This window comes from Actinomadura madurae (assembly GCF_047130825.1).
In the GTDB taxonomy this organism is placed as follows: Bacteria; Actinomycetota; Actinomycetes; order Streptosporangiales; family Streptosporangiaceae; genus Spirillospora; species Spirillospora madurae.
Genome location: NZ_CP083237.1, coordinates 7,354,362 through 7,373,687 on the forward strand (window position 1 = coordinate 7,354,362; position 19,326 = coordinate 7,373,687).

The 19,326-nt window shown below is 71.6% G+C and carries 20 protein-coding genes; 19 read left to right on the forward strand and 1 reads right to left on the reverse strand.

What is annotated here, in order from left to right:
- The 4 genes from K8Z49_RS33835 (at position 1) to K8Z49_RS33850 (ending at position 4,184) form a co-directional block, all read left to right on the forward strand.
- Positions 1–1,704: a cytochrome c biogenesis protein ResB gene (locus K8Z49_RS33835; protein ID WP_412516110.1), complete on the forward strand. Its 1,704-nt coding sequence runs from the start codon at positions 1–3 to the stop codon at positions 1,702–1,704.
- Between the two features lie 4 nt (positions 1,705–1,708).
- Positions 1,709–2,725, forward strand: a complete 1,017-nt coding sequence (ccsB, locus tag K8Z49_RS33840; protein WP_412516111.1) for a c-type cytochrome biogenesis protein CcsB — start codon at positions 1,709–1,711, stop codon at positions 2,723–2,725.
- Between the two features lie 134 nt (positions 2,726–2,859).
- Positions 2,860–3,852 (forward strand): hypothetical protein, encoded by a 993-nt coding sequence (locus K8Z49_RS33845; RefSeq protein ID WP_024935752.1) that lies wholly within the window; start codon positions 2,860–2,862, stop codon positions 3,850–3,852.
- 50 nt (positions 3,853–3,902) lie between these two features.
- A complete protein-coding gene (locus K8Z49_RS33850; protein ID WP_021593175.1) occupies positions 3,903–4,184 on the forward strand; it encodes a hypothetical protein in 282 nt (93 codons plus the stop codon).
- Positions 4,185–4,244: 60 nt separating this feature from the next.
- Here the strand turns inward: K8Z49_RS33850 and K8Z49_RS33855 are convergent, their stop codons facing one another.
- The gene (locus K8Z49_RS33855) at positions 4,245–4,448 is read right to left on the reverse strand and encodes a BldC family transcriptional regulator (RefSeq protein WP_021593176.1); all 204 of its coding nucleotides are present in this window, start codon (positions 4,446–4,448) and stop codon (positions 4,245–4,247) included.
- 261 nt (positions 4,449–4,709) lie between these two features.
- On the opposite strand from K8Z49_RS33855, the gene K8Z49_RS33860 reads away from it, so the two are divergent.
- The 15 genes from K8Z49_RS33860 (at position 4,710) to nuoK (ending at position 19,316) form a co-directional block, all read left to right on the forward strand.
- A complete protein-coding gene (locus K8Z49_RS33860) occupies positions 4,710–5,714 on the forward strand; it encodes a threonine/serine dehydratase (RefSeq protein ID WP_412516112.1) in 1,005 nt (334 codons plus the stop codon).
- A gap of 58 nt (positions 5,715–5,772) precedes the next feature.
- Positions 5,773–6,054: a DUF4229 domain-containing protein gene (locus K8Z49_RS33865; protein WP_021593178.1), complete on the forward strand. Its 282-nt coding sequence runs from the start codon at positions 5,773–5,775 to the stop codon at positions 6,052–6,054.
- Between the two features lie 78 nt (positions 6,055–6,132).
- Positions 6,133–6,849: a demethylmenaquinone methyltransferase gene (locus tag K8Z49_RS33870; protein WP_021593179.1), complete on the forward strand. Its 717-nt coding sequence runs from the start codon at positions 6,133–6,135 to the stop codon at positions 6,847–6,849.
- A gap of 149 nt (positions 6,850–6,998) precedes the next feature.
- Positions 6,999–8,255, forward strand: a complete 1,257-nt coding sequence (locus tag K8Z49_RS33875; RefSeq protein ID WP_024935753.1) for a geranylgeranyl reductase family protein — start codon at positions 6,999–7,001, stop codon at positions 8,253–8,255.
- Between the two features lie 145 nt (positions 8,256–8,400).
- Complete coding sequence (locus K8Z49_RS33880) at positions 8,401–8,760, forward strand: NADH-quinone oxidoreductase subunit A (RefSeq protein WP_021593181.1); 360 nt, start codon at positions 8,401–8,403, stop codon at positions 8,758–8,760.
- 1 nt (position 8,761) lies between these two features.
- A complete protein-coding gene (locus K8Z49_RS33885; RefSeq protein WP_021593182.1) occupies positions 8,762–9,307 on the forward strand; it encodes a NuoB/complex I 20 kDa subunit family protein in 546 nt (181 codons plus the stop codon).
- Positions 9,308–9,402: 95 nt separating this feature from the next.
- Positions 9,403–10,182, forward strand: coding sequence for an NADH-quinone oxidoreductase subunit C (locus K8Z49_RS33890; RefSeq protein ID WP_412516113.1), 780 nt, complete (start codon positions 9,403–9,405; stop codon positions 10,180–10,182).
- Positions 10,179–11,525: an NADH-quinone oxidoreductase subunit D gene (locus K8Z49_RS33895; protein WP_021593184.1), complete on the forward strand. Its 1,347-nt coding sequence runs from the start codon at positions 10,179–10,181 to the stop codon at positions 11,523–11,525. Before K8Z49_RS33890 ends, K8Z49_RS33895 begins: the two co-directional genes overlap by 4 nt.
- Before the next feature lie 91 nt (positions 11,526–11,616).
- Positions 11,617–12,396, forward strand: a complete 780-nt coding sequence (gene nuoE / locus K8Z49_RS33900; RefSeq protein ID WP_075021024.1) for an NADH-quinone oxidoreductase subunit NuoE — start codon at positions 11,617–11,619, stop codon at positions 12,394–12,396.
- Complete coding sequence (gene nuoF / locus K8Z49_RS33905; protein WP_021593186.1) at positions 12,393–13,691, forward strand: NADH-quinone oxidoreductase subunit NuoF; 1,299 nt, start codon at positions 12,393–12,395, stop codon at positions 13,689–13,691. Before nuoE ends, nuoF begins: the two co-directional genes overlap by 4 nt.
- On the forward strand, positions 13,688–16,150 hold the full coding sequence (locus K8Z49_RS33910; protein ID WP_412516114.1) for an NADH-quinone oxidoreductase subunit G: 2,463 nt from the start codon (positions 13,688–13,690) through the stop codon (positions 16,148–16,150). The genes nuoF and K8Z49_RS33910 overlap by 4 nt, the downstream gene beginning before the upstream one ends.
- Complete coding sequence (nuoH, locus tag K8Z49_RS33915) at positions 16,147–17,508, forward strand: NADH-quinone oxidoreductase subunit NuoH (RefSeq protein WP_111832442.1); 1,362 nt, start codon at positions 16,147–16,149, stop codon at positions 17,506–17,508. The genes K8Z49_RS33910 and nuoH overlap by 4 nt, the downstream gene beginning before the upstream one ends.
- On the forward strand, positions 17,495–18,103 hold the full coding sequence (gene nuoI, locus K8Z49_RS33920; protein WP_021593189.1) for an NADH-quinone oxidoreductase subunit NuoI: 609 nt from the start codon (positions 17,495–17,497) through the stop codon (positions 18,101–18,103). The genes nuoH and nuoI overlap by 14 nt, the downstream gene beginning before the upstream one ends.
- Positions 18,100–19,020, forward strand: a complete 921-nt coding sequence (locus K8Z49_RS33925) for an NADH-quinone oxidoreductase subunit J (protein WP_021593190.1) — start codon at positions 18,100–18,102, stop codon at positions 19,018–19,020. The genes nuoI and K8Z49_RS33925 overlap by 4 nt, the downstream gene beginning before the upstream one ends.
- Positions 19,017–19,316, forward strand: a complete 300-nt coding sequence (nuoK, locus tag K8Z49_RS33930) for an NADH-quinone oxidoreductase subunit NuoK (RefSeq protein ID WP_021593191.1) — start codon at positions 19,017–19,019, stop codon at positions 19,314–19,316. Before K8Z49_RS33925 ends, nuoK begins: the two co-directional genes overlap by 4 nt.
- The last annotated feature ends 10 nt before the right edge of the window (positions 19,317–19,326 follow it).

Consider the following 19,326-nt stretch of genomic DNA (forward strand, 5'->3'; position numbering starts at 1 on the left):
ATGACTGAGATCGAGCACGACGCCCCGGCCACCGAGTCTTCCGCCACCGGGTCTCCGGCCGCGCGGCAGGCGCCGGAGGAGGTGCCGCGGCCCTCCGGCATCGGGCCGCTCGGCTGGCTGCGGTGGGGCTGGCGGCAGCTCACCACGATGCGGACCGCGCTGATCCTGCTGTTCCTGGTCGCGCTCGGCGCCGTGCCCGGCTCGGTCCTGCCGCAGCGCGGGCAGGCCCCCGAGAAGGTCGCGGCCTACCTGGAGGAGCACAGGACGCTCGGGCCGTGGCTCGACCGGTTCTCGATGTTCGACGTGTTCGCCGCGCCCTGGTTCGCGGCGATCTACATCCTGCTGTTCGTGTCGCTGGCGGGCTGCGTCATCCCGCGCGCCGTGAAGCACTACAGGTCGATGCGGGCGCGGCCCCCGGCGGCTCCGCGCAACCTGGGGCGGCTGCCGCAGTCCGCGACCTACGAGACGGACGCGGCGCCCGACGACGTCCTCACCGAGGCCCGCGAAATCCTGCGCCGGCGCCGGTTCCGGGTGGACGTCTCCAGCGGCGCGGCGTCCGCCGAGAAGGGCTACCTGGGCGAGTCGGGCAACCTGCTGTTCCACCTGGCGCTGCTCGCCCTGCTGTTGGCGCTCGGCCTCGGCAACCTGTTCGGCTACCGCGGGAACGTCCTGCTCAGCGAGGGCAAGACGTTCGCGAACTCGCTGAGCCAGTACGACCAGTTCACGCCCGGACGGGCCTTCCAGGGCGGCGAGCTCGCCCCGTTCACGGTCACGCTCGACGACTTCAAGGCCGAGTACGAGCCCAAGGGCGACAAGCGCGGCCAGGCCACCGCGTTCGACGCGCACATCCGCTACCGGGCGACGCCGGACGGCCGAGAGAAGCGGTACGACCTGCGGCTGAACCATCCGCTGGAGGTCGGCGGCGCCAAGGTGTACCTGCTCGGGCACGGGTACGCGCCGGTGTTCACCGTCCGGGACGCCAAGGGCGACGTGGCGTTCCAGGACTCGGTGCCGTTCCTGGAACTGGAGCCGCGGAACCTGACGTCCGAGGGCGTCATCAAGGTCCCGGACGCCCAGCCCGACCAGCTCGCCTTCTACGCGATCCTGTGGCCGACCGCGGTCGCCAGCGAGGACGGCAAGCAGATCGTCTCGGCGTTCCCCGCGCCGATCCGCCCCGTCGTCACGATCTCCTCGTTCAAGGGCGACATCGGGCTGGACTCCGGCAGCCCCCAGTCGGTCTACAAGCTGGAGGGCATCGGCAAGACGCTCCATCCCGTCAAGGACGGCCAGAAGCTGCTGGAGCCGGGGGAGACGTTCACGCTGCCCGACGGGTCCGGCTCGATCACCTTCGACGGGCTCCGGGAGTGGACGAGCCTGTCGGTCAACCACGACCCGGGACGCATCCCCGCGCTGATCGCCGCCGTCCTCGCGGTGCTCGGCGTCGCGACCTCGTTCATGGTCCGGCGCCGCAGGGTGTGGGTCCGTGCGAGCGCCGGAGAGGGCGGGCGTACGGTGGTGGAGGTCGGCGGCCTCACGCTGGGGAACCCGACCCCGGAGTTCGACGAGATCGTGGCCGCGCTGCGCGGTCCGGACGACGGGACCGGTTCAGGAGACGGGACCGACACCCTGCCCGGCGACCCCCTGCCCGGCGAGACCGAGCCCGCCGACCGCCCCTCCGGGCCGGCGACCGAACCGAAGGAGTGACGAGGTGAGCAACGCCGACCTCGCGAACCTGAGCGACAAGCTCATGCTGACCACCGTGGTGATGTACGTCATCGCGCTGGTCGCCTACGCCGCCGACCTGGGCTTCGGCCGCCGCCGCGCGGTGGCCGGGGCCGCCGCGGAGGCCGAGGCCGTCCCGGCTGAGGCGGGGGCGAAGGTGCTGGTGGGCTCCGCCGGGGCCGCGGCCCCGGACGGCGCCCCCGCCAAGGCGGACGCGGAAATGGACGCGGACGCGGAGGAGGACGCGGCCGAGCGTCCCCGGGTCGACTGGGTCCGCCTCGCCGTCCTGCTGAACGTGCTCGGCTGGGGCGCGCACCTCGGCGTCCTGGTGACCCGCGGGCTGGCCGCGAACCGGTGGCCGTGGGGCAACATGTACGAGTTCCTCACCGCCATCTCGTTCGCCGCCGTCACCGCGTTCATCGTCGTGATGCTCCGGTACAACGCGCGGTTCCTCGGCGCTTTCGTGATGGCCGCCGCGGCCATCGCGCTCGGCGTCGCCAACATCTGGCTGTACGACTCGGTGGGCCCGGTCAGCCCGGCGCTGAACTCCTACTGGATCGCCATCCACGTGACCGCCGCGATCGTCGCGACCGGCTCGTTCACGGTGGCGGGCGCCGCCACCGTCCTGTACCTGGTCAAGGATCGGGCGGAGTCGCGCGGCGGCGTCGCCGCGGGCGGCGTGCTGTCGCGCATCCCGTCGGTGGAGAGCCTCGACCGCCTCTCGATGCGGGTCACGATGTTCGCGTTCCCGATCTGGACGGCCGCGATCATCATGGGCGCGATCTGGGCCGACCAGGCGTGGGGTCGCTACTGGGGCTGGGACCCCAAGGAGATCTGGTCCTTCATCACCTGGGTCGTCTACGCCGCCTACCTGCACGCCCGCGCCACCGCCGGATGGAGGGGCCGCAAGGCCGCGTACCTGTCGCTGCTGGCGTTCGCGGCGCTGCTCTTCAACTTCTTCGGCGTGAACTACATGTTCTCCGGCCTGCACTCCTACGCCTGACGGGTGCCGCGCGGCCGTGTCCCGTGACTCCCCGGGATGACGGAATGTCGGGTTCCGGCTTACCCTTCCTCCGGGACCCGGTCGCGCGGACGCCGTGCGGCACCCCCGCGGGTCCCCGCTGACAGAGGAGCCCGATGCGCTTCAAAGGCGTGCACCGCAAGACCCGGGAGCCGAGGCCCCGGGAGGCGTTCCGCGGCGGCCGGCACCGCCCGGACGCGGCCGCGGACGACGTCGCCTACGCGTCGTCCCCGCCCGACTCCGGGCAGGTGCGGCCGCGCAGCAACCAGCCGCGCGACCGGTTCGGCCGGTTCCGCAAGGCGGGCCGCGACGACGACCACGCCCTCGGCCGGGACCGCCCCGACGCCGCCCCGCCCGTCGACACGGCGGGCGGGCAGCGCGGGCTGACCGGCCGGTTCGGGCGGCGCGGGCACGGCCGGCCGCGGGCGGGCGACTACCGATGGCGCGACTTCGAGCTGGAGGACGAGCGGCTGCGCGTGGAGCCGTACCCGCCGGGCACGCCGCACGCCGCCGACGGCCGCCGCCACTGCGGCGTGCTGGAGAGCGTCCTCTACCGGCAGTGGGACGTCCGGGAGGGCCCGCCGCCCCCGGAGGTGATCGGGGCCGTCGACAGCCTGGCGTCGCTGCCGGAGCCGCTGAAGGAGAAGCTCGCGGACGGGCTGGACGGCATCTACGTCGGCCCCGGCGGCGTCCCGCAGCTGGACGACATGGGCCACCTGCGCGACCGCCCGCTGCCGTCGGGCCGCGCCACCTGGGACATCTGCGCCGGCGCGTACGGCGACCGCAAGATCGTCGTGGGGGACCGGCCGTCCCCGACGCCGGACGTGATGCTGCACGAGGTCGGCCACGCGCTCGACGACATCGACGGCGACGACGGCGAGTGGACCTCCGACAGCCCCGCCTTCCGCAGGCTGTACGAGGAGTGCCGCCCGCACCTCGCGAGCGAGTTCCACCGGCAGCCGGACGCGCTCGGCCGCCGCGAGTTCTTCGCCGACGCGTTCGCCGCGATCTCGTCCCGGCAGCGGCCGGCGCTGGTGGATATGCTCGCCGGCAACATCCGGACGGCCCTGGAGGTCATGCTGTTCTTCAACCGCCGGTACGGGATCTAGGACGCCGCGATGGCAGGCCGTGCGGCGGCGCAGAGCGAAGGGGAACGACGATGTACGTGATCCGGCTCCCCGACGGCACGCTCCGGGTGCCCCACAGCGTGCTCGCCGACACCGGCGGGCACGGGGACGAGACCGGGGACGAGGCGCGCGAGGGACGGATCATCGCCGACGCGTACGTCGAGATCGGACCGGACGACCCCGACTACGACCGGCTGCTCGACGAGTCGCTCACGGAGGAGGAGCTGGAGGACAGGCGGCGCCGGTGGCGGGACGAGGACGCTGAGCTGCTGCGCCGGTTCGAGGAGTGGAAGGCGGGGGACCGGGAGGACTGAGCCCGGCCGCCCGGCGGAGGGGACTGCCTTCGGCGCGGCAATCCGGGCGGCTGGGCCTCGTCAGCGGGCCGAATGCTCGGCGACGGGCTCCTCGCCGCGCAGCAGCGCGTGCACCTCGGACTCGCGGAAGCGCCGGTGGCCTCCCGGAGTGCGGATGCTGCTGATCCGGCCCGCGGCGGCCCACCGGGTGACCGTCTTCGGGTCGACCCGGAAGAGGGCGGCGACCTCCCCAGGGGTCAGCAGGCGCTCGCTCGTGCTCTCCACGTTTTCTCTCCCCCTTTGTCCCGCTCTCGGCGCGGGTGGACTGTTTACAGTGTGGCGGGTCAAGACCGATTTCTCCCTTGTTTTCGCAAAAGATCACCGACCGTAGTTCGCCGAGCTGGCGCGATGACGAACGGTAATCGCGGCATGGGCCACAGAGATCACGCTGACCCCGTTTGACCTGCCAAGTCACGCCCGAGACACGTCCCGGAAGGCCGTCCCCGGCGGATCGTCCGGAACGGCGCCCGAAGTAGTCTCCCGGACATGTCGGATCTCGTTTCGCCACCGGATATCGAGCGCGCCGCCGAGCGCATCGCGGGCGTCGCCGTCCGGACGCCGCTCGTCCCCTTTCCCCGCGACCCCGCCCCCGCCGACGACGGCGCGGAGGCGCCGTCGCTGCTCGTGAAGGCCGAGTCGCTGCAGCCGATCGGCGCCTTCAAGATCCGCGGTGCGTACTCCGCCATCGCGTCGCTGGAGCCGCGGGAGCGCGAGCGCGGCGTCGTGACGCACTCCAGCGGCAACCACGCGCAGGCCGTCGCCTACGCCGCCCGCGCGCTCGGCATCCGGGCCGTCCTCGTCATGCCGCACACCGCCCCGGGCGTGAAGGTCGACGCGTGCATCGCGCTCGGCGCCGAGGTCGTCCACGTCGAGCCGACGTCGCAGGCCCGCGTCGAGACCGCCCGCAAGCTCCAGGCCGCGCACGGCTTCACGATGATCCCGCCCTACGACGACGCGCGGATCATCGCGGGCCAGGGCACCACCGGGCTGGAGATCGTCCAGGACCGCCCGGACGTGGACGTGGTGCTCGTCCCGGTCAGCGGCGGCGGCCTGCTCGCGGGCGTCGCCACGGCGGTGAAGGAGCTGCGCCCCGAGGCGAAGGTGATCGGCGTCGAGCCGGAGCTGGCCGCGGACGCCCGCGAGTCGATGGCCGCCGGGCGCCCGGTCGCCTGGACGGCGGAGGAGACCGGCCGCACGATCGCCGACGCGCTGCGCGTCCAGCAGGTCGGCGACCTGCCGTTCGCGCACATGCGCGCGTACGTGGACGGCATCGTCACCGTGACCGAGGACGAGATCCGCGGGACGATGCGCCGCCTCGCCCGCGAGGCGCGCCTCATCGCCGAGCCGGCCGGGGCCGTGGCCACCGCCGCCTACCTTCACCACCGCGCGGAGCTTCCGGAAGGCCGGACCTACGTGTCGATCCTCTCCGGCGGCAACGTGGACCCCGCCCTCCTGCTGGAGGTGCTGGGTCGGGGACAGCCGCCTCCGTGACCCCGGGCGGCGACCCCGGGCCGGGGTCGCCGGATCGCGGGGATACCCTCGAAGGGTCATGCGTTCCGTCCTGCTCTACACCCTCGCGCGGCTCGCGATCTTCGCGGCCACCGCGGGCGTGCTCGCGCTCTTCGGGGCCCGCGGTTTCCTGCTCCTGATGCTGGCCCTGCTGATCAGCGGGATCGTCAGCTACGTGCTGCTGTCCGCCCAGCGGGACCGGATGTCGGCCGCCGTCACCCGGGGCGTGCGCGCCCAGCGGGAGCGCTTCGAGAAGTCGGTCACCAAGGAGGACGGGACACGCCCCGCGCGGAGTGACACGGCGCGGCCCCGCGCTGAGTGACACAGCGCGCTCCCGCGCGGAGTGACACCCGCGAGCCCCTTGCGCCCGGCGGTGCGCGGGGCCTCTTAGGGTGGGGGCATGACCCGCGCCTCACTCGACAAGCAGCCCGCCGACGTCGCGGCGATGTTCGACGGCACCGCGGAGCGGTACGACCTGCTGAACACGCTGATGACCGGCGGACAGGACCGGCGGTGGCGGCGGGAGGTCGTCCGGGCGCTGGCGGCGAAGCCGGGTGAGCGCGTCCTCGACCTCGCGGCGGGGACGGGCACCTCGTCGGTGCCGTTCGCCGAGGCCGGCGCCGACACGGTGGCGTGCGACTTCTCGCTCGGCATGCTGCGCGTCGGGGTGCGCCGGCACGGCCGGGGGCGGCCGGGCGGCGTCCGGGGGCTGAGCTTCGTGGCGGGTGACGCGCTGCGCCTCCCTTTCGCGGACGCCTCCTTCGACGCCGTCACCATCTCCTTCGGGCTGCGCAACGTCGCCGACACCGGACGCGGGCTGCGCGAGCTGCGCAGGGTGACCAGACCGGGCGGGCGGCTGCTGGTCTGCGAGGTGAGCCACCCCCCGAACGCGGTGCTGGCGCTCGGCCACCGGGCGCATCTGCGGTACGGGCTGCCGCTGCTGGCACGGGTCAGCTCCAACCCCGACTCCTACCGCTACCTCGCCGAGTCGACGCTGGCCTGGCCGGACCAGGCGGCGCTGGCGCGGCTGATCCAGGACGCGGGCTGGGGCGAGGTGCGCTGGCGCGATCTCACGTTCGGGGTGGCCGCGCTGCACCACGCCGTCAAGCCCGGCTGAGGCCCCCTCGACCCGGTGACGGGCCGGTGGGCTCGGACCGCTCCAAACTCGGACCGCCCCAGAAGTACCCACCAGTCGTGATAAAGGAATAGACTCCCCAACGGATCCTTGTGAAGTACTTCACAAGCGAACGAGCGAAGAGGACCATCGTGACCGACTCCACCCGACACGCGGATGCCATCGTCGTCGGGGCGGGCCCCGCCGGATCGTCGACCGCCTACTGGCTCGCGCAGGCCGGACTGGAAGTCCAGCTGCTGGAGAAGGCCACCTTCCCGCGCGACAAGATCTGCGGCGACGGCCTCACCCCGCGGGCCGTGCGCGCCCTCATCGGCATGGGCGTCGACGTCAACGACCCGGGCTGGGGGCGCAACAAGGGCCTGCGCATCTACGGCGGCGGCGTGAAGGTCGAGCTGCCCTGGCCGGAGCTCGCGTCCTTCCCCGACTACGGGCTCGTCCGCAAGCGCACCGACCTCGACCAGCTCCTCGCCGAGCACGCCGCCAAGGCCGGCGCCAAGCTCCTGCAGGGCTGCACCGTCACCGGCCCGATCCTGGACGAGCGCACCGACCGCATCGTCGGCGTCACCGCCGAGTACGGCGGCGACGAGATCGAGTTCCGCGCGCCGCTCGTCGTCGCCGCCGACGGCAACTCGACGCGGCTGTCGCTCGCCATGGGACTGCGCCGGCGCGAGGACCGCCCGATGGGCGTCGCGGTCCGCCGCTACTTCCAGAGCCCCCGCCACGACGACGCGTTCATGGAGGCGTGGCTGGAGCTGTGGGACGGCCAGCGCCTGCTGCCCGGCTACGGCTGGGTGTTCGGCGTCGGCGACGGGACGTCCAACGTCGGGCTCGGCCTGCTCAACACCAGCAAGGCGTTCCAGAGCGTCGACTACCGCGGCATGCTGAAGCGCTGGTGCGCGCAGATGCCGGAGGACTGGCAGTTCGACGAGGAGCACGCCACGTCCAAGATCCGCGGCGCGGCGCTGCCGATGGGCTTCAACCGGCAGCCGCACTACACCCGCGGGATGCTGCTCGTCGGCGACGCCGGCGGCATGATCAACCCGTTCAACGGCGAGGGCATCGACTACGCGCTGGAGTCCGGCCGGCTGGCCGCCGACATCATGGTGCAGGCGCTCGCCCGCCGCACCCCGGCGCAGCGCGAGCGGACCCTGTACGAGTACCCGCGCATCCTGAAGGACGAGCACGGCGGCTACTTCACCCTCGCCCGCGTGTTCGTGCAGGCCATCGGCGACCCGCGGATCATGAAGTTCCTCACCTCGCACGGCCTGCCGCACCCGACGCTGATGCGGTTCACGCTCAAGCTGCTGGCGAACCTGACCGACCCGAAGGGCGGGGACGCGATGGACCGGGTCATCAACGCGATGCAGAAGGTGGCGCCGGCGGCATGAAATGCAAGCTTCCGCAGGTGAGCGGACTAAAGTGCAGTACCCGACCCCCTGAGGGGAGCGCTATTGATCACCTTGGCTAGGGTGGCGGGTCGCAGACGGCCCGTCCCGTACAACGTCGTACGTCCCGAGGAGAGGCTGTAGGGATATGGATCTCTATATTCCGATCATCGTGCTCGGGGTGCTCGCCTTCGTCTTCGCGGCCGGCTCGGTGGGAATGGCCGCGCTCACGGGGCCCAAGCGGTGGAACCGGGCCCGGCTGGACGCCTACGAGTGCGGCATCGAGCCCACCCCGCAGCCGGTCGGCGGCGGGCGCTTTCCGGTCAAGTACTACCTGACGGCGATGCTCTTCATCGTCTTCGACATTGAGATCATCTTCCTCTACCCCTGGGCGGTCGCGTTCGACCGGATGGGGCTGTTCGGCCTTGTCGAGATGGTCCTTTTCATCGTCACCGTCCTCGTGGCGTACGCCTACATCTGGCGGCGCGGCGGTCTGGAGTGGGACTGAGATGGGTCTAGAGGAGAAACTCCCCAGCGGCTTCCTGCTGACCACGGTCGAGAAGCTCGCCGGGTGGGGGCGCAGCAGCTCGATGTGGCCGGCGACGTTCGGCCTCGCCTGCTGCGCGATCGAGATGATGGCGACCGGCGATCCCCGGCACGACTTCTCCCGGTGGGGGATGGAGCGTGCCTCGGCGACGCCGCGGCAGGCCGACCTGATGATCGTCGCGGGCCGGGTGAGCCAGAAGATGGCGCCGGTGCTGCGGCAGATCTACGACCAGATGACCGAGCCGAAGTGGGTCATCGCGATGGGCGTGTGCGCGTCGTCGGGCGGCATGTTCAACAACTACGCGATCGTGCAGGGCGTGGACCACATCGTCCCGGTCGACATCTACCTGCCGGGCTGCCCGCCGCGGCCGGAGATGCTGCTGGACGCGATCCTGAAGCTGCACGACAAGATCAACAACACCAAGCTCGGGGCGCAGCGCGCGAAGCAGATCGCGGAGCTCGAAGAGGCCAAGCGCCGCCAGCTGCCGCTCTTGGGACAGGGAGCGTGAACGATGACCGGAACGGAGCGCAGCGGAGTGCAGGTCAGCGTTCACGGGCACTTGCCGGGGGGGCTGGGGGGTCGTCCCCCCAGGAGGTGGTCGCGATGACGTCTCAGCATCCTGAGCAACAGGCCGAGCAGGGCGCCGACCAGCTTCCCGCGCAGACCGAGGAGGAGCGCCGGGAGCAGCCGATCGCGCGCAAGGGGATGTTCGGCGCGAAGACGACCGGCGACACGTCCGGCTACGGCGGCCTGGTCATCCGGCAGAGCCCGAAGGTGTCCGCGCAGCGCCCCTACGGCGGGCCCGGCGGCGCGGCCGAGGCCGGCGAGTTCGACGAGATCGCCGACGAGCTCGAAAGGGCGCTCGGCTCCCAGGGGGCGTCCGCGGAGAAGGCGGGCCCCGACTTCGGGGACGCGATCGAGCGGGTCGTCGTCGACCGCGGTGAGCTCACGTTCTTCGTCCGGCGCGAGCACCTGGCCGAGGTCGCCCGGACGATGCGCGACGAGCCGTCCCTGCGCTTCGAGCTGTGCTCCGGCGTGTCGGGCGTCCACTACCCGAAGGACGAGGGCGCCGAGCTGCACTCGGTCGTGCACCTGCTGTCGATCACGCACAACCGGCGCGTCCGGCTGGAGGCGACCTGCCCCGACGCCGACCCGCACGTCCCGTCGCTGGTGCCGGTGTACCCGACCGCCGACTGGCACGAGCGGGAGACCCACGACTTCTTCGGGATCGTCTACGACGGCCACCCGGCGCTCACGCGGATCGAGATGCCCGACGACTGGGTGGGGCATCCGCAGCGCAAGGACTACCCTCTCGGCGGCATCCCCGTCGAATACCGCGGGGCGGAGATCCCGCCGCCCGACGAAAGGCGGTCGTACGCATGAGCTCCACGAAGTACACCGAGTACGACGCCTACGCCGCGGAAGAGGCGGCCGAGGGCAAGGTCTTCGACGTCAACGGGCAGGACTGGGACCAGGTCGTCGCGGGCGCCGAGGACCTCGGCGACGAGCGGCTCGTCGTCAACATGGGCCCGCAGCACCCGTCCACGCACGGGGTGCTCCGGCTCATCCTGACGCTCGACGGTGAGACGGTGAACGAGGCCCGGGTGGGCATCGGGTACCTGCACACCGGCATCGAGAAGAACATGGAGTTCCGCACCTGGACGCAGGGCACCACGTTCTGCACCCGGATGGACTACCTGGCGCCGATCTTCAACGAGACGGCGTACTGCCTGAGCGTGGAGAAGCTGCTCGGCGTCACCGAGCAGGTCCCGGAGCGCGCCCAGATCATCCGCGTGATGATGATGGAGCTGAACCGGATCTCCTCGCACCTGGTCGCGATCGCCACGTTCGGGCTGGAGCTCGGCGCGACGACGGTCATGCTGAACGGCTTCATCGAGCGCGAGTACACCCTCGACCTGTTCGAGGAGATCACCGGGCTGCGGATGAACATGGCCTACGTCCGTCCGGGCGGGGTCGCGCAGGACCTGCCGAGCGGCGCGACCAGCAAGATCCGCGACTACCTGGACCGGATGCCGAAGCGGATCCAGGCGCTGCGCAAGCTGATGGACGCGAACCCGGTCTACCTGGCGCGGACGAAGGACGTCGCGTACCTGGACCTGACCGGCTGCACGGCCCTCGGGGTCACCGGCCCAGTCCTGCGCGCCACCGGTATCCCGTGGGACCTGCGCAAGTCGCAGCCCTACTGCGGCTACGAGACCTACGACTTCGAGGTCGCGACGCAGGACACCTGCGACGTGTACGGCCGCTACCTCGTCCGGATGGACGAGATGGAGGAGTCCCTGAAGATCGTCGAGCAGTGCCTGGACCGGCTGCAGTCGGCCAAGGGCCCGGTGATGATCGAGGACAAGAAGATCGGCTGGCCGGCGCAGCTCGCCATCGGCGCGGACGGCATGGGCAACTCGCCCCGGCACATCGCGCACATCATGGGCACCTCGATGGAGGCGCTGATCCACCACTTCAAGCTGGTGACGGAGGGCTTCCGGGTGCCGGCGGGGCAGGCGTACGCGCCGATCGAGTCGCCGCGCGGCGAGCTCGGCGCCCACGTGGTCAGCGACGGCGGCACCCGTCCGTACCGCGTCCACTTCCGCGAGCCGTCCTTCGTCAACCTGCAGGCCACCCCGGCGATGGCGGAGGGCGGCATGGTCGCCGACGTCATCGCCGCCGTGGCCAGCCTCGACCCGGTCATGGGAGGCGTGGACCGATGAGCATCGCACGGGGTCCGGCATGCGGCATGGTCGCACCTGCCGCCTTCGCCGCCGTGGCCAGCATCGACCCGGTCATGGGGGGAGTGGACCGATGACGTACGAACCGGAGATTCGGGAGCGGCTGGAGGCGGACGCCAAGGCGATCATCGGCCGCTACCCGCGGCCGAGGTCGGCGCTGCTGCCGCTGCTGCACCTGGTGCAGTCGGTGGAGGGGCACGTCACCGAGGACGGGATCGAGTTCTGCGCGGAGCAGCTCGGCATCACCCCGGCGCAGGTGAAGGGCGTCGCCACCTTCTACACGCAGTACAAGCACGCGCCGGTCGGCGACTACCACGTCGGCGTCTGCATCAACACGCTGTGCGCCATCATGGGCGGCGACCAGATCTGGAACGAGCTGAGCGAGCACACCGGGGTCGGGCACGACGAGGCCACCCCGGACGGCAAGGTCAGCCTGGAGCGGATCGAGTGCAACGCCGCCTGCGACTTCGCGCCGGTGATGATGGTCAACTGGGAGTTCTTCGACAACATGACTCCCGAGAAGGCGAAGCGGCTCGTCGACGACCTGCGCTCGGGTGAGCAAGTGCTTCCTTCACGCGGCGCGGAGCAGCTTGCCACCTGGAAGGAGGCGTCCCGCGTGCTCGCCGGGTTCCCGGACGGGCGCGCCGGCGAGGGCGTCCAGGCCGGGCCGGAGTCGCTGGTCGGCCTCAAGCTGGCGCAGGAGCGCGGGTGGTCGGCGCCGTCCGCCGAGACCGACCGCGAGCGCCCGGAGGAGCCGGTGAAGCCGGAGCAGATCTCCGCGCCGCCGCACGAGCCGGGCAAGCCCGTCCCCGGCGAGGCGAAGCCCGGAAGCCAGGAGGGACGGAACAAGTGACCACGCTGACCCCGATCCTCACGAGCAACTGGGATCAGGCCGACTCCTTCACCCGCGCGGGGTACGAGCGCGGCGGCGGCTACAAGGCGCTGCGCAAGGCCCTCGGCATGGAGCCGGACGAAATCGTCCAGGCGGTCAAGGACTCCGGCCTGCGCGGCCGCGGCGGCGCCGGCTTCCCCACCGGGATGAAGTGGGGCTTCCTGCCGCCGACGAGCCCGAACCCGCGCTACCTGGTGGTGAACGCGGACGAGTCCGAGCCGGGCACGTGCAAGGACATCCCGCTGATGATGGCCAACCCGCACGTGCTCGTCGAGGGCATCGTCATCAGCTCCTACGCGATCAGGTCGAACGTCGCGTTCATCTACGTCCGCGGCGAGGTGCTGCACGTCATCCGCCGCCTCCACCAGGCGGTGGCGGAGGCGTACGAGGCCGGCTACCTCGGCAAGGACATCCTCGGGTCCGGCTACGACCTGGACGTCGTCGTCCACAGCGGCGCCGGGGCCTACATCTGCGGCGAGGAGACGGCGCTGCTGGACTCCCTTGAGGGGTTCCGCGGTCAGCCCAGGCTGAAGCCTCCCTTCCCGGCCGTGGCGGGCCTGTACGGCGGGCCCACCGTCATCAACAACGTCGAGTCGATCTCGTCGGTTCCCTCGATCATCGGGAACGGCCCGGAGTGGTTCGCCGCGATGGGCACCGAGAAGTCCCAGGGATTCGGGATCTTCTCGCTGTCCGGGCACGTCACCCGGCCCGGCCAGTACGAGGCGCCGCTCGGCATCACGCTGCGGGAGCTGCTCGACATGGCGGGCGGCGTCCGGGAGGGCCACCGGCTGAAGTTCTGGACGCCCGGCGGGTCGTCCACGCCGATCTTCACCGAGGAGCACCTGGACGTGCCGCTGGACTTCGAGTCCGTCGGCGCCGCCGGGTCCATGCTCGGCACCCGCGCCCTGCAGATCTTCGACGAGACGACCTGCGTCGTCCGGGCCGTGCTGCGCTGGTCGGAGTTCTACGCGCATGAGTCGTGCGGCAAGTGCACGCCGTGCCGCGAGGGCACCTACTGGTACAAGCTCATGCTGAAGCGGCTGGAGGCCGGCCAGGGCACCGAGGAGGACCTGGAGACCCTGCTGGACATCTCCGACAACATCCTCGGCCGCGCGTTCTGCGCCCTCGGCGACGGCGCGACCAGCCCCGTCGTCTCGTCCATCAAGCTGTTCCGGGACGAGTACCTCCGGCACTTCGAGCAGGGCGCCTGCCCCTTCGACCCGGCCGAGTCCACCCTCTGGGGAGGTGCCAAGTGACCGTCACCGACGACAAGGCGGCGGTGGAGAAGGTCGAGATGGTCTCCTGCACCATCGACGGCTTCGAGATCGAGGTGCCCAAGGGCACGCTGATCATCCGGGCCGCCGAGCTGCTCGGCATCCAGATCCCCCGGTTCTGCGAGCATCCGCTGCTCGACCCGATCGGCGCCTGCCGGCAGTGCCTGGTGGAGATCCCCGACGCCGGGAACGGCCGCGGGATGCCGAAGCCGCAGGCGTCCTGCACCACCGCCGTGATGCCGGGCATGGTCGTCAAGACCCAGCTCACCTCGCCGGTGGCCGACAAGGCCCAGCACGGCATCATGGAGTTCCTGCTCATCAACCACCCGCTGGACTGCCCGATCTGCGACAAGGGCGGCGAGTGCCCGCTGCAGAACCAGGCGATGTCCAACGGGCGCGGCGAGACGCGGTTCACCGAGACCAAGCGGACCTGGCCGAAGCCGCTCCCGCTGTCCAGCCAGGTGCTGCTCGACCGGGAGCGGTGCATCCAGTGCACCCGCTGCACCCGGTTCTCCGAGCAGATCGCCGGCGACCCGTTCATCGACCTGTTCGCCCGGGGCGCGAAGGAGGAGGTCGGGACCGCCGACGGCAACCCGTTCCACTCCTACTTCTCCGGCAACACCGTGCAGATCTGCCCCGTGGGCGCGCTGACCGGCACCGCGTACCGGTTCCGGTCCCGGCCGTTCGACCTCGTGTCGCAGCCGAGCGTCTGCGAGCACTGCGCGTCCGGCTGCTCGCTGCGCACCGACCACCGGCGCGGGAAGGTCACGCGGCGGCTGGCGGGGGACGACCCGCAGGTCAACGAGGAGTGGAACTGCGACAAGGGCCGCTGGGCCTTCACCTACGGGACGCGGCCCGACCGCCTCACCCACCCGCTCGTCCGCAATGAGGACGGCGTGCTGGAGACGGCGTCGTGGCCGGAGGCGCTCACGATCGCGGCGCGCGGCCTCGCCGGGGCGCGCGGCTCCGCCGGTGTGCTGGCCGGCGGCCGCGTCACCCTTGAGGACGCCTACGCCTACGCCAAGTTCGCCCGGATCGCGCTCGGCACCAACGACGTCGACTTCCGGGCCCGCCCGCTGTCGGACGAGGAGTCGCGGTTCCTCGCCTCGTCCGTGGCGGGACGCTCCATCGAGGTGTCGTACTCCGACCTGGAGAAGGCGCCGGTCGTCCTCCTCGCCGGCCTGGAGCCGGAGGAGGAGTCGCCGATCGTGTTCCTGCGGCTCCGCAAGGCGTTCCGCAAGAACCGGCTCCCGGTGTACGCCGCCGCGCCGTTCGCGACGCGCGGGCTGGCGAAGCTCGGCGGCACGCTGCTGCCGACGGCGCCCGGCGCGGAGGCCGAGACTCTCGGCTCGCTCATCGGCGACGACGACCGCGCCGACGTCCGGACGCTGCTGGAGACGCCCGGCGCCGTCATCCTGGTCGGCGAGCGGCTCGCCACCAGCCCCGGCGCCCTCACCTCGGCGGTCCGGGTGGCGCAGGTCACCGGCGCCAGGCTGGCGTGGGTGCCGCGCCGGGCCGGGGAGCGCGGCGCGATCGAGGCCGGGGCGCTGCCCGGGCTGCTGCCGATCGGCCGTCCGGTCACCGACCCGGAGGCGCGCGCCGAGGTCGCCCGCGCGTGGGGCGTCGCGGAGCTGCCCACCGGGCCCGGCGAGGACACCGCGGGCATCATCGCGGCGGCGGCGCAGGGGCGGTGCGGCGCGCTGCTCGTCGGCGGCGTCGACCCCTACGACCTCCCCGACCCGGAGGCGATGCTGAAAGCGCTTGAGGCCGCCCCGTTCGTGGTGAGCCTGGAGCAGCGGCCGAGCGCGGTCACCGACCGCGCCGACGTCGTCCTGCCGGTCGCGGCGGTCGCGGAGAAGTCCGGGACGTTCGTCGACTGGGAGGGCCGCGGCCGGCCGTTCGACATCGTGCTGAAGTCGTCCGGGCGGATGTCGGACCTGCGGGTCCTGCAGGCGCTCGCCGACGAGATGGACGTCCACCTGGGCCTGCCCGGACCGGACGCCGCGCGCCGCGAGCTGACCGCACTCGGCGCCCACCGCGGCACCCGCCCGGACGCGCCGGACGTGGCGCAGCCGCTGCCGCCGCACCCCGAGCAGGGCGAGGCGCTGCTCGCGACGTGGCGGCTGCTGCTGGACCGGGGCCGCCTCCAGGACGGCGAGCCGTTCCTCGCGGGCACCGCCAAGGCCGCGGTCGCCCGGCTGTCGCCCGCGACGGCCGCGGAGATCGGCGCGACCGGGGCGGTGACGGTGTCGGCGCCGCGCGGCGAGGTCACGCTCCCGCTGGAGATCACCCCCGACCTGCCCGACCGGGTGGTGTGGCTGCCGACGAACTCGGCCGGCTGCGCGCTGTACCGGGACCTGGGCGCGGCCGCCGGCGGCATCGTCAAGATCGCGAGCGGGACGCTCGCGAGCGCGCACGGGAACGCTGGAGGTGCCGAATGAGCCCGCTCCCCGCCGCCGTCCCGGCCGGGCCCCTGGCCGCGCCGGCGGCCGACCCCGCGCTGGAGGGCTTCGGCACCGACCCGTGGTGGCTGATCGGCGGCAAGGTCCTCGCCATCTTCGTGTTCCTCGTCGTGACCGTGCTGATGACGATGTGGATCGAGCGGCGGATCATCGGCCGGATGCAGCTGCGCGTCGGCCCGAACCGCGCCGGGCCCTTCGGCCTGCTGCAGGGCCTCGCCGACGGCGTGAAGCTGGCGCTGAAGGAGGACATCGTCCCCCGCCAGGTGGACAAGATCGTGTTCATCCTCGCGCCGGTGATGGCGGCGGTCCCGGCGTTCATCTCGTTCATCATCATCCCGTTCGGGCCGCGCGTGTCGGTCTTCGGGCACGAGACGGCGCTGCAGGGCACCGACCTTCCGGTCGCGGTGCTGCTCGTCCTCGCGATGTCGTCGATGGCGATCTACGGCATCGTGCTGGCCGGCTGGTCGTCGATGTCGCCGTACTCGCTGCTCGGCGGGCTCCGCTCGTCCGCGCAGATGATCTCCTACGAGATCGCCATGGGCCTGTCGTTCGTCGCGGTGTTCATGTTCGCGGGCTCGATGTCCACCTCGCAGATCGTCGCGGCGCAGCAGGACAAGTGGTTCGTGGTGCTGCTCGCGCCGTCCTTCGTCGTGTACGTGATCACGATGATGGGCGAGTCGAACCGCATCCCGTTCGACCTGCCCGAGGGCGAGGGCGAGCTGGTCGGCGGCTTCCACACCGAGTACTCGTCGCTGAAGTTCGCGATGTTCTTCCTCGCGGAGTACATCAACCTCGCGACGCTGTCGGCGCTCGCCACCACGATGTTCCTCGGCGGCTGGCGCGCTCCCGCGCCGATCTCCACGGTCTGGGCCGGCGCCAACTCCGGCTGGTGGCCGGTGCTGTGGTTCCTGGTCAAGATCTTCCTGTTCATCTTCTTCTTCATCTGGCTGCGCGGCACGCTGCCGCGCGTCCGCTACGACCAGCTGATGAAGCTCGGCTGGAAGGTGCTGATGCCCTTCTCGCTCGGCTGGATCCTGCTGGTCGCGACCATCCGCGCGCTGCGCAACGACGGCTACGACATGCGGCAGATCGTCATCGTCGCCGCCGTGGCCGCCGCGGTCGTGCTGGTCGCCACGGTGATCTGGGAGATGTTCCGCGGCGAGGACGACAAGGAGATCGTCCCGGGCGCCGCGGCGGGGACGCGGACCGACCCGGCCGCGGGCGGGTTCCCCGTGCCGCCGATGGACGCGCCCCACTACCACGGCCGCGCCCGGGAGCCGCGCGGGCAGGCCACGATCGAAAACCCTCCCGAGGAGGTCACCAGTGGGACTCACTGATTTCCTGAACCCGGTCAAGGGGTTCGGGGTCTCGTTCCACCAGATGTTCATGAAGAGCGAGACCGTTCAGTACCCCGAGGTGAAGAAGCCGACGGCGCCGCGCTTCCACGGCCGCCACCAGCTCAACCGGTGGCCGGACGGCCTGGAGAAGTGCATCGGCTGCGAGCTGTGCGCGTGGGCGTGCCCCGCTGACGCGATCTTCGTCGAGGGCGCCGACAACACCGCGGACGAGCGGTACTCGCCCGGCGAGCGGTACGGCCGCACCTACCAGATCAACTATCTGCGGTGCATCCTGTGCGGGCTCTGCATCGAGGCGTGCCCCACCCGGGCGCTGACGATGACCAACGAGTACGAGCTCGCCGACGACAGCCGCGAGAGCCTCATCTACACCAAGGAGATGCTGCTGGCGCCGCTGCGCGAGGGCATGGAGGCGCCGCCGCACGAGATGCGGCTCGGCGACACCGAGGAGGACTACTACCGCCTCGGCCTCCAGTCCGAGGACGCGCCGAACGTTCCTTCTGAGGGCGGCGGGCGCGCCGGCGTCGACCAGGCCGTCAAGCGGGAGAAGGCGCGCAAGGGCGGTGAGCGGAAATGACGCCGTCCCTGGCCGGCGCGCACGTCCTCGCGGCCGACGTCGCCGACAAGCAGTCGGGCGAGCCGTTCTTCTTCTGGCTGCTCGCCGTCGTGTCGGTCCTCGCCGCGCTCGGCATGATCCTCATGCGGAAGGCGGTGCACTCGGCGCTGCTGCTCGCGACCGTGATGCTCTGCCTCGCCGCGCTGTACGCGATCCAGAACGCGCCGTTCCTGGCGTTCGTGCAGGTGATCGTCTACACCGGCGCGGTGCTGATGCTGTTCCTGTTCGTGCTGATGCTCGTCGGGGTCAGTTCCACCGACTCCCTGGTGGAGACGATCCGGGGCCAGCGCTTCTGGGCGGTGATCGCCGCGGTCGGCTTCATCGTCCTGCTGACGGTCGGGCTCGGCAACGCCGCGCTCGGCGACTCGGCCGGCCTGAACCAGGCCAACGCCGAGGGCAACGTGGTCGGCCTGGCCCGGCTGCTGTTCTCCAAGTACGTGTTCGCGTTCGAGGCGACCAGCGCCCTGCTGATCACCGCGGCGCTCGGCGCGATGGTGCTGGCGCACCGGGAGCGCACCGAGCCGAAGGCGACGCAGCGGGACCTGTCCAAGGCGCGGTTTTTGTCCGGCGACCACCCGGGCCCGCTACCCGGCCCCGGCACCTACGCCCGGCACAACGCCGTCGACATGCCGGCGCTGCTGCCGGACGGGACGCCGTCGGAGCTGTCGGTCAACCCGGTCATCGCCGCCCGCACCGACACCGCGGAGCGGCACGCCGACCTGTTCGGCGGCACCGAGGAGGAGGCCCTCGAACGGGACGTGGCCGCGGTCAAGGCGGCCACCGAAGAGGCCGAGGACGCCGACGCCGAGTCGCGCTCGGTCAAGTCGGGGTCGCCGGCCGCGGGCGGCGGCGCGAGTGAAGGCGAGGCTGGTCAATGAGTCCGGGGCACTACCTGGCGCTCTCGGCGATCCTGTTCACCATCGGAGCGCTCGGCGTCCTCGTGCGGCGCAACGCGATCGTGGTGTTCATGTGCGTCGAGCTCATGCTGAACGCGACGAACCTCGCGTTCGTCTCGTTCTCCCGCATGCACGGCAACCTGGACGGCCAGATCATCGCGTTCTTCGTGATGGTGGTGGCCGCGGCGGAGGTCGTGGTGGGCCTGGCGATCATCATGACCATCTTCCGGACCCGCAGGTCCTCGTCGGTCGACGACGCGAACCTGCTGAAGTACTGAGAGGCCTGGG

What these genes read in the sequence shown, in the direction of transcription:
- K8Z49_RS33835 (WP_412516110.1), top strand. Translation starts at nt 1, where the DNA reads ATGACTGAGATCGAGCACGACGCCCCGGCCACCGAGTCTTCCGCCACC.
- K8Z49_RS33845 (WP_024935752.1), top strand. Translation starts at nt 2,860, where the DNA reads ATGCGCTTCAAAGGCGTGCACCGCAAGACCCGGGAGCCGAGGCCCCGG.
- K8Z49_RS33850 (WP_021593175.1), top strand. Translation starts at nt 3,903, where the DNA reads ATGTACGTGATCCGGCTCCCCGACGGCACGCTCCGGGTGCCCCACAGC.
- K8Z49_RS33860 (WP_412516112.1), top strand. Translation starts at nt 4,710, where the DNA reads ATGTCGGATCTCGTTTCGCCACCGGATATCGAGCGCGCCGCCGAGCGC.
- K8Z49_RS33865 (WP_021593178.1), top strand. Translation starts at nt 5,773, where the DNA reads ATGCGTTCCGTCCTGCTCTACACCCTCGCGCGGCTCGCGATCTTCGCG.
- K8Z49_RS33870 (WP_021593179.1), top strand. Translation starts at nt 6,133, where the DNA reads ATGACCCGCGCCTCACTCGACAAGCAGCCCGCCGACGTCGCGGCGATG.
- K8Z49_RS33880 (WP_021593181.1), top strand. Translation starts at nt 8,401, where the DNA reads ATGGATCTCTATATTCCGATCATCGTGCTCGGGGTGCTCGCCTTCGTC.
- K8Z49_RS33885 (WP_021593182.1), top strand. Translation starts at nt 8,762, where the DNA reads ATGGGTCTAGAGGAGAAACTCCCCAGCGGCTTCCTGCTGACCACGGTC.
- K8Z49_RS33890 (WP_412516113.1), top strand. Translation starts at nt 9,403, where the DNA reads ATGACGTCTCAGCATCCTGAGCAACAGGCCGAGCAGGGCGCCGACCAG.
- K8Z49_RS33895 (WP_021593184.1), top strand. Translation starts at nt 10,179, where the DNA reads ATGAGCTCCACGAAGTACACCGAGTACGACGCCTACGCCGCGGAAGAG.
- nuoE (WP_075021024.1), top strand. Translation starts at nt 11,617, where the DNA reads ATGACGTACGAACCGGAGATTCGGGAGCGGCTGGAGGCGGACGCCAAG.
- nuoH (WP_111832442.1), top strand. Translation starts at nt 16,147, where the DNA reads ATGAGCCCGCTCCCCGCCGCCGTCCCGGCCGGGCCCCTGGCCGCGCCG.
- K8Z49_RS33925 (WP_021593190.1), top strand. Translation starts at nt 18,100, where the DNA reads ATGACGCCGTCCCTGGCCGGCGCGCACGTCCTCGCGGCCGACGTCGCC.
- nuoK (WP_021593191.1), top strand. Translation starts at nt 19,017, where the DNA reads ATGAGTCCGGGGCACTACCTGGCGCTCTCGGCGATCCTGTTCACCATC.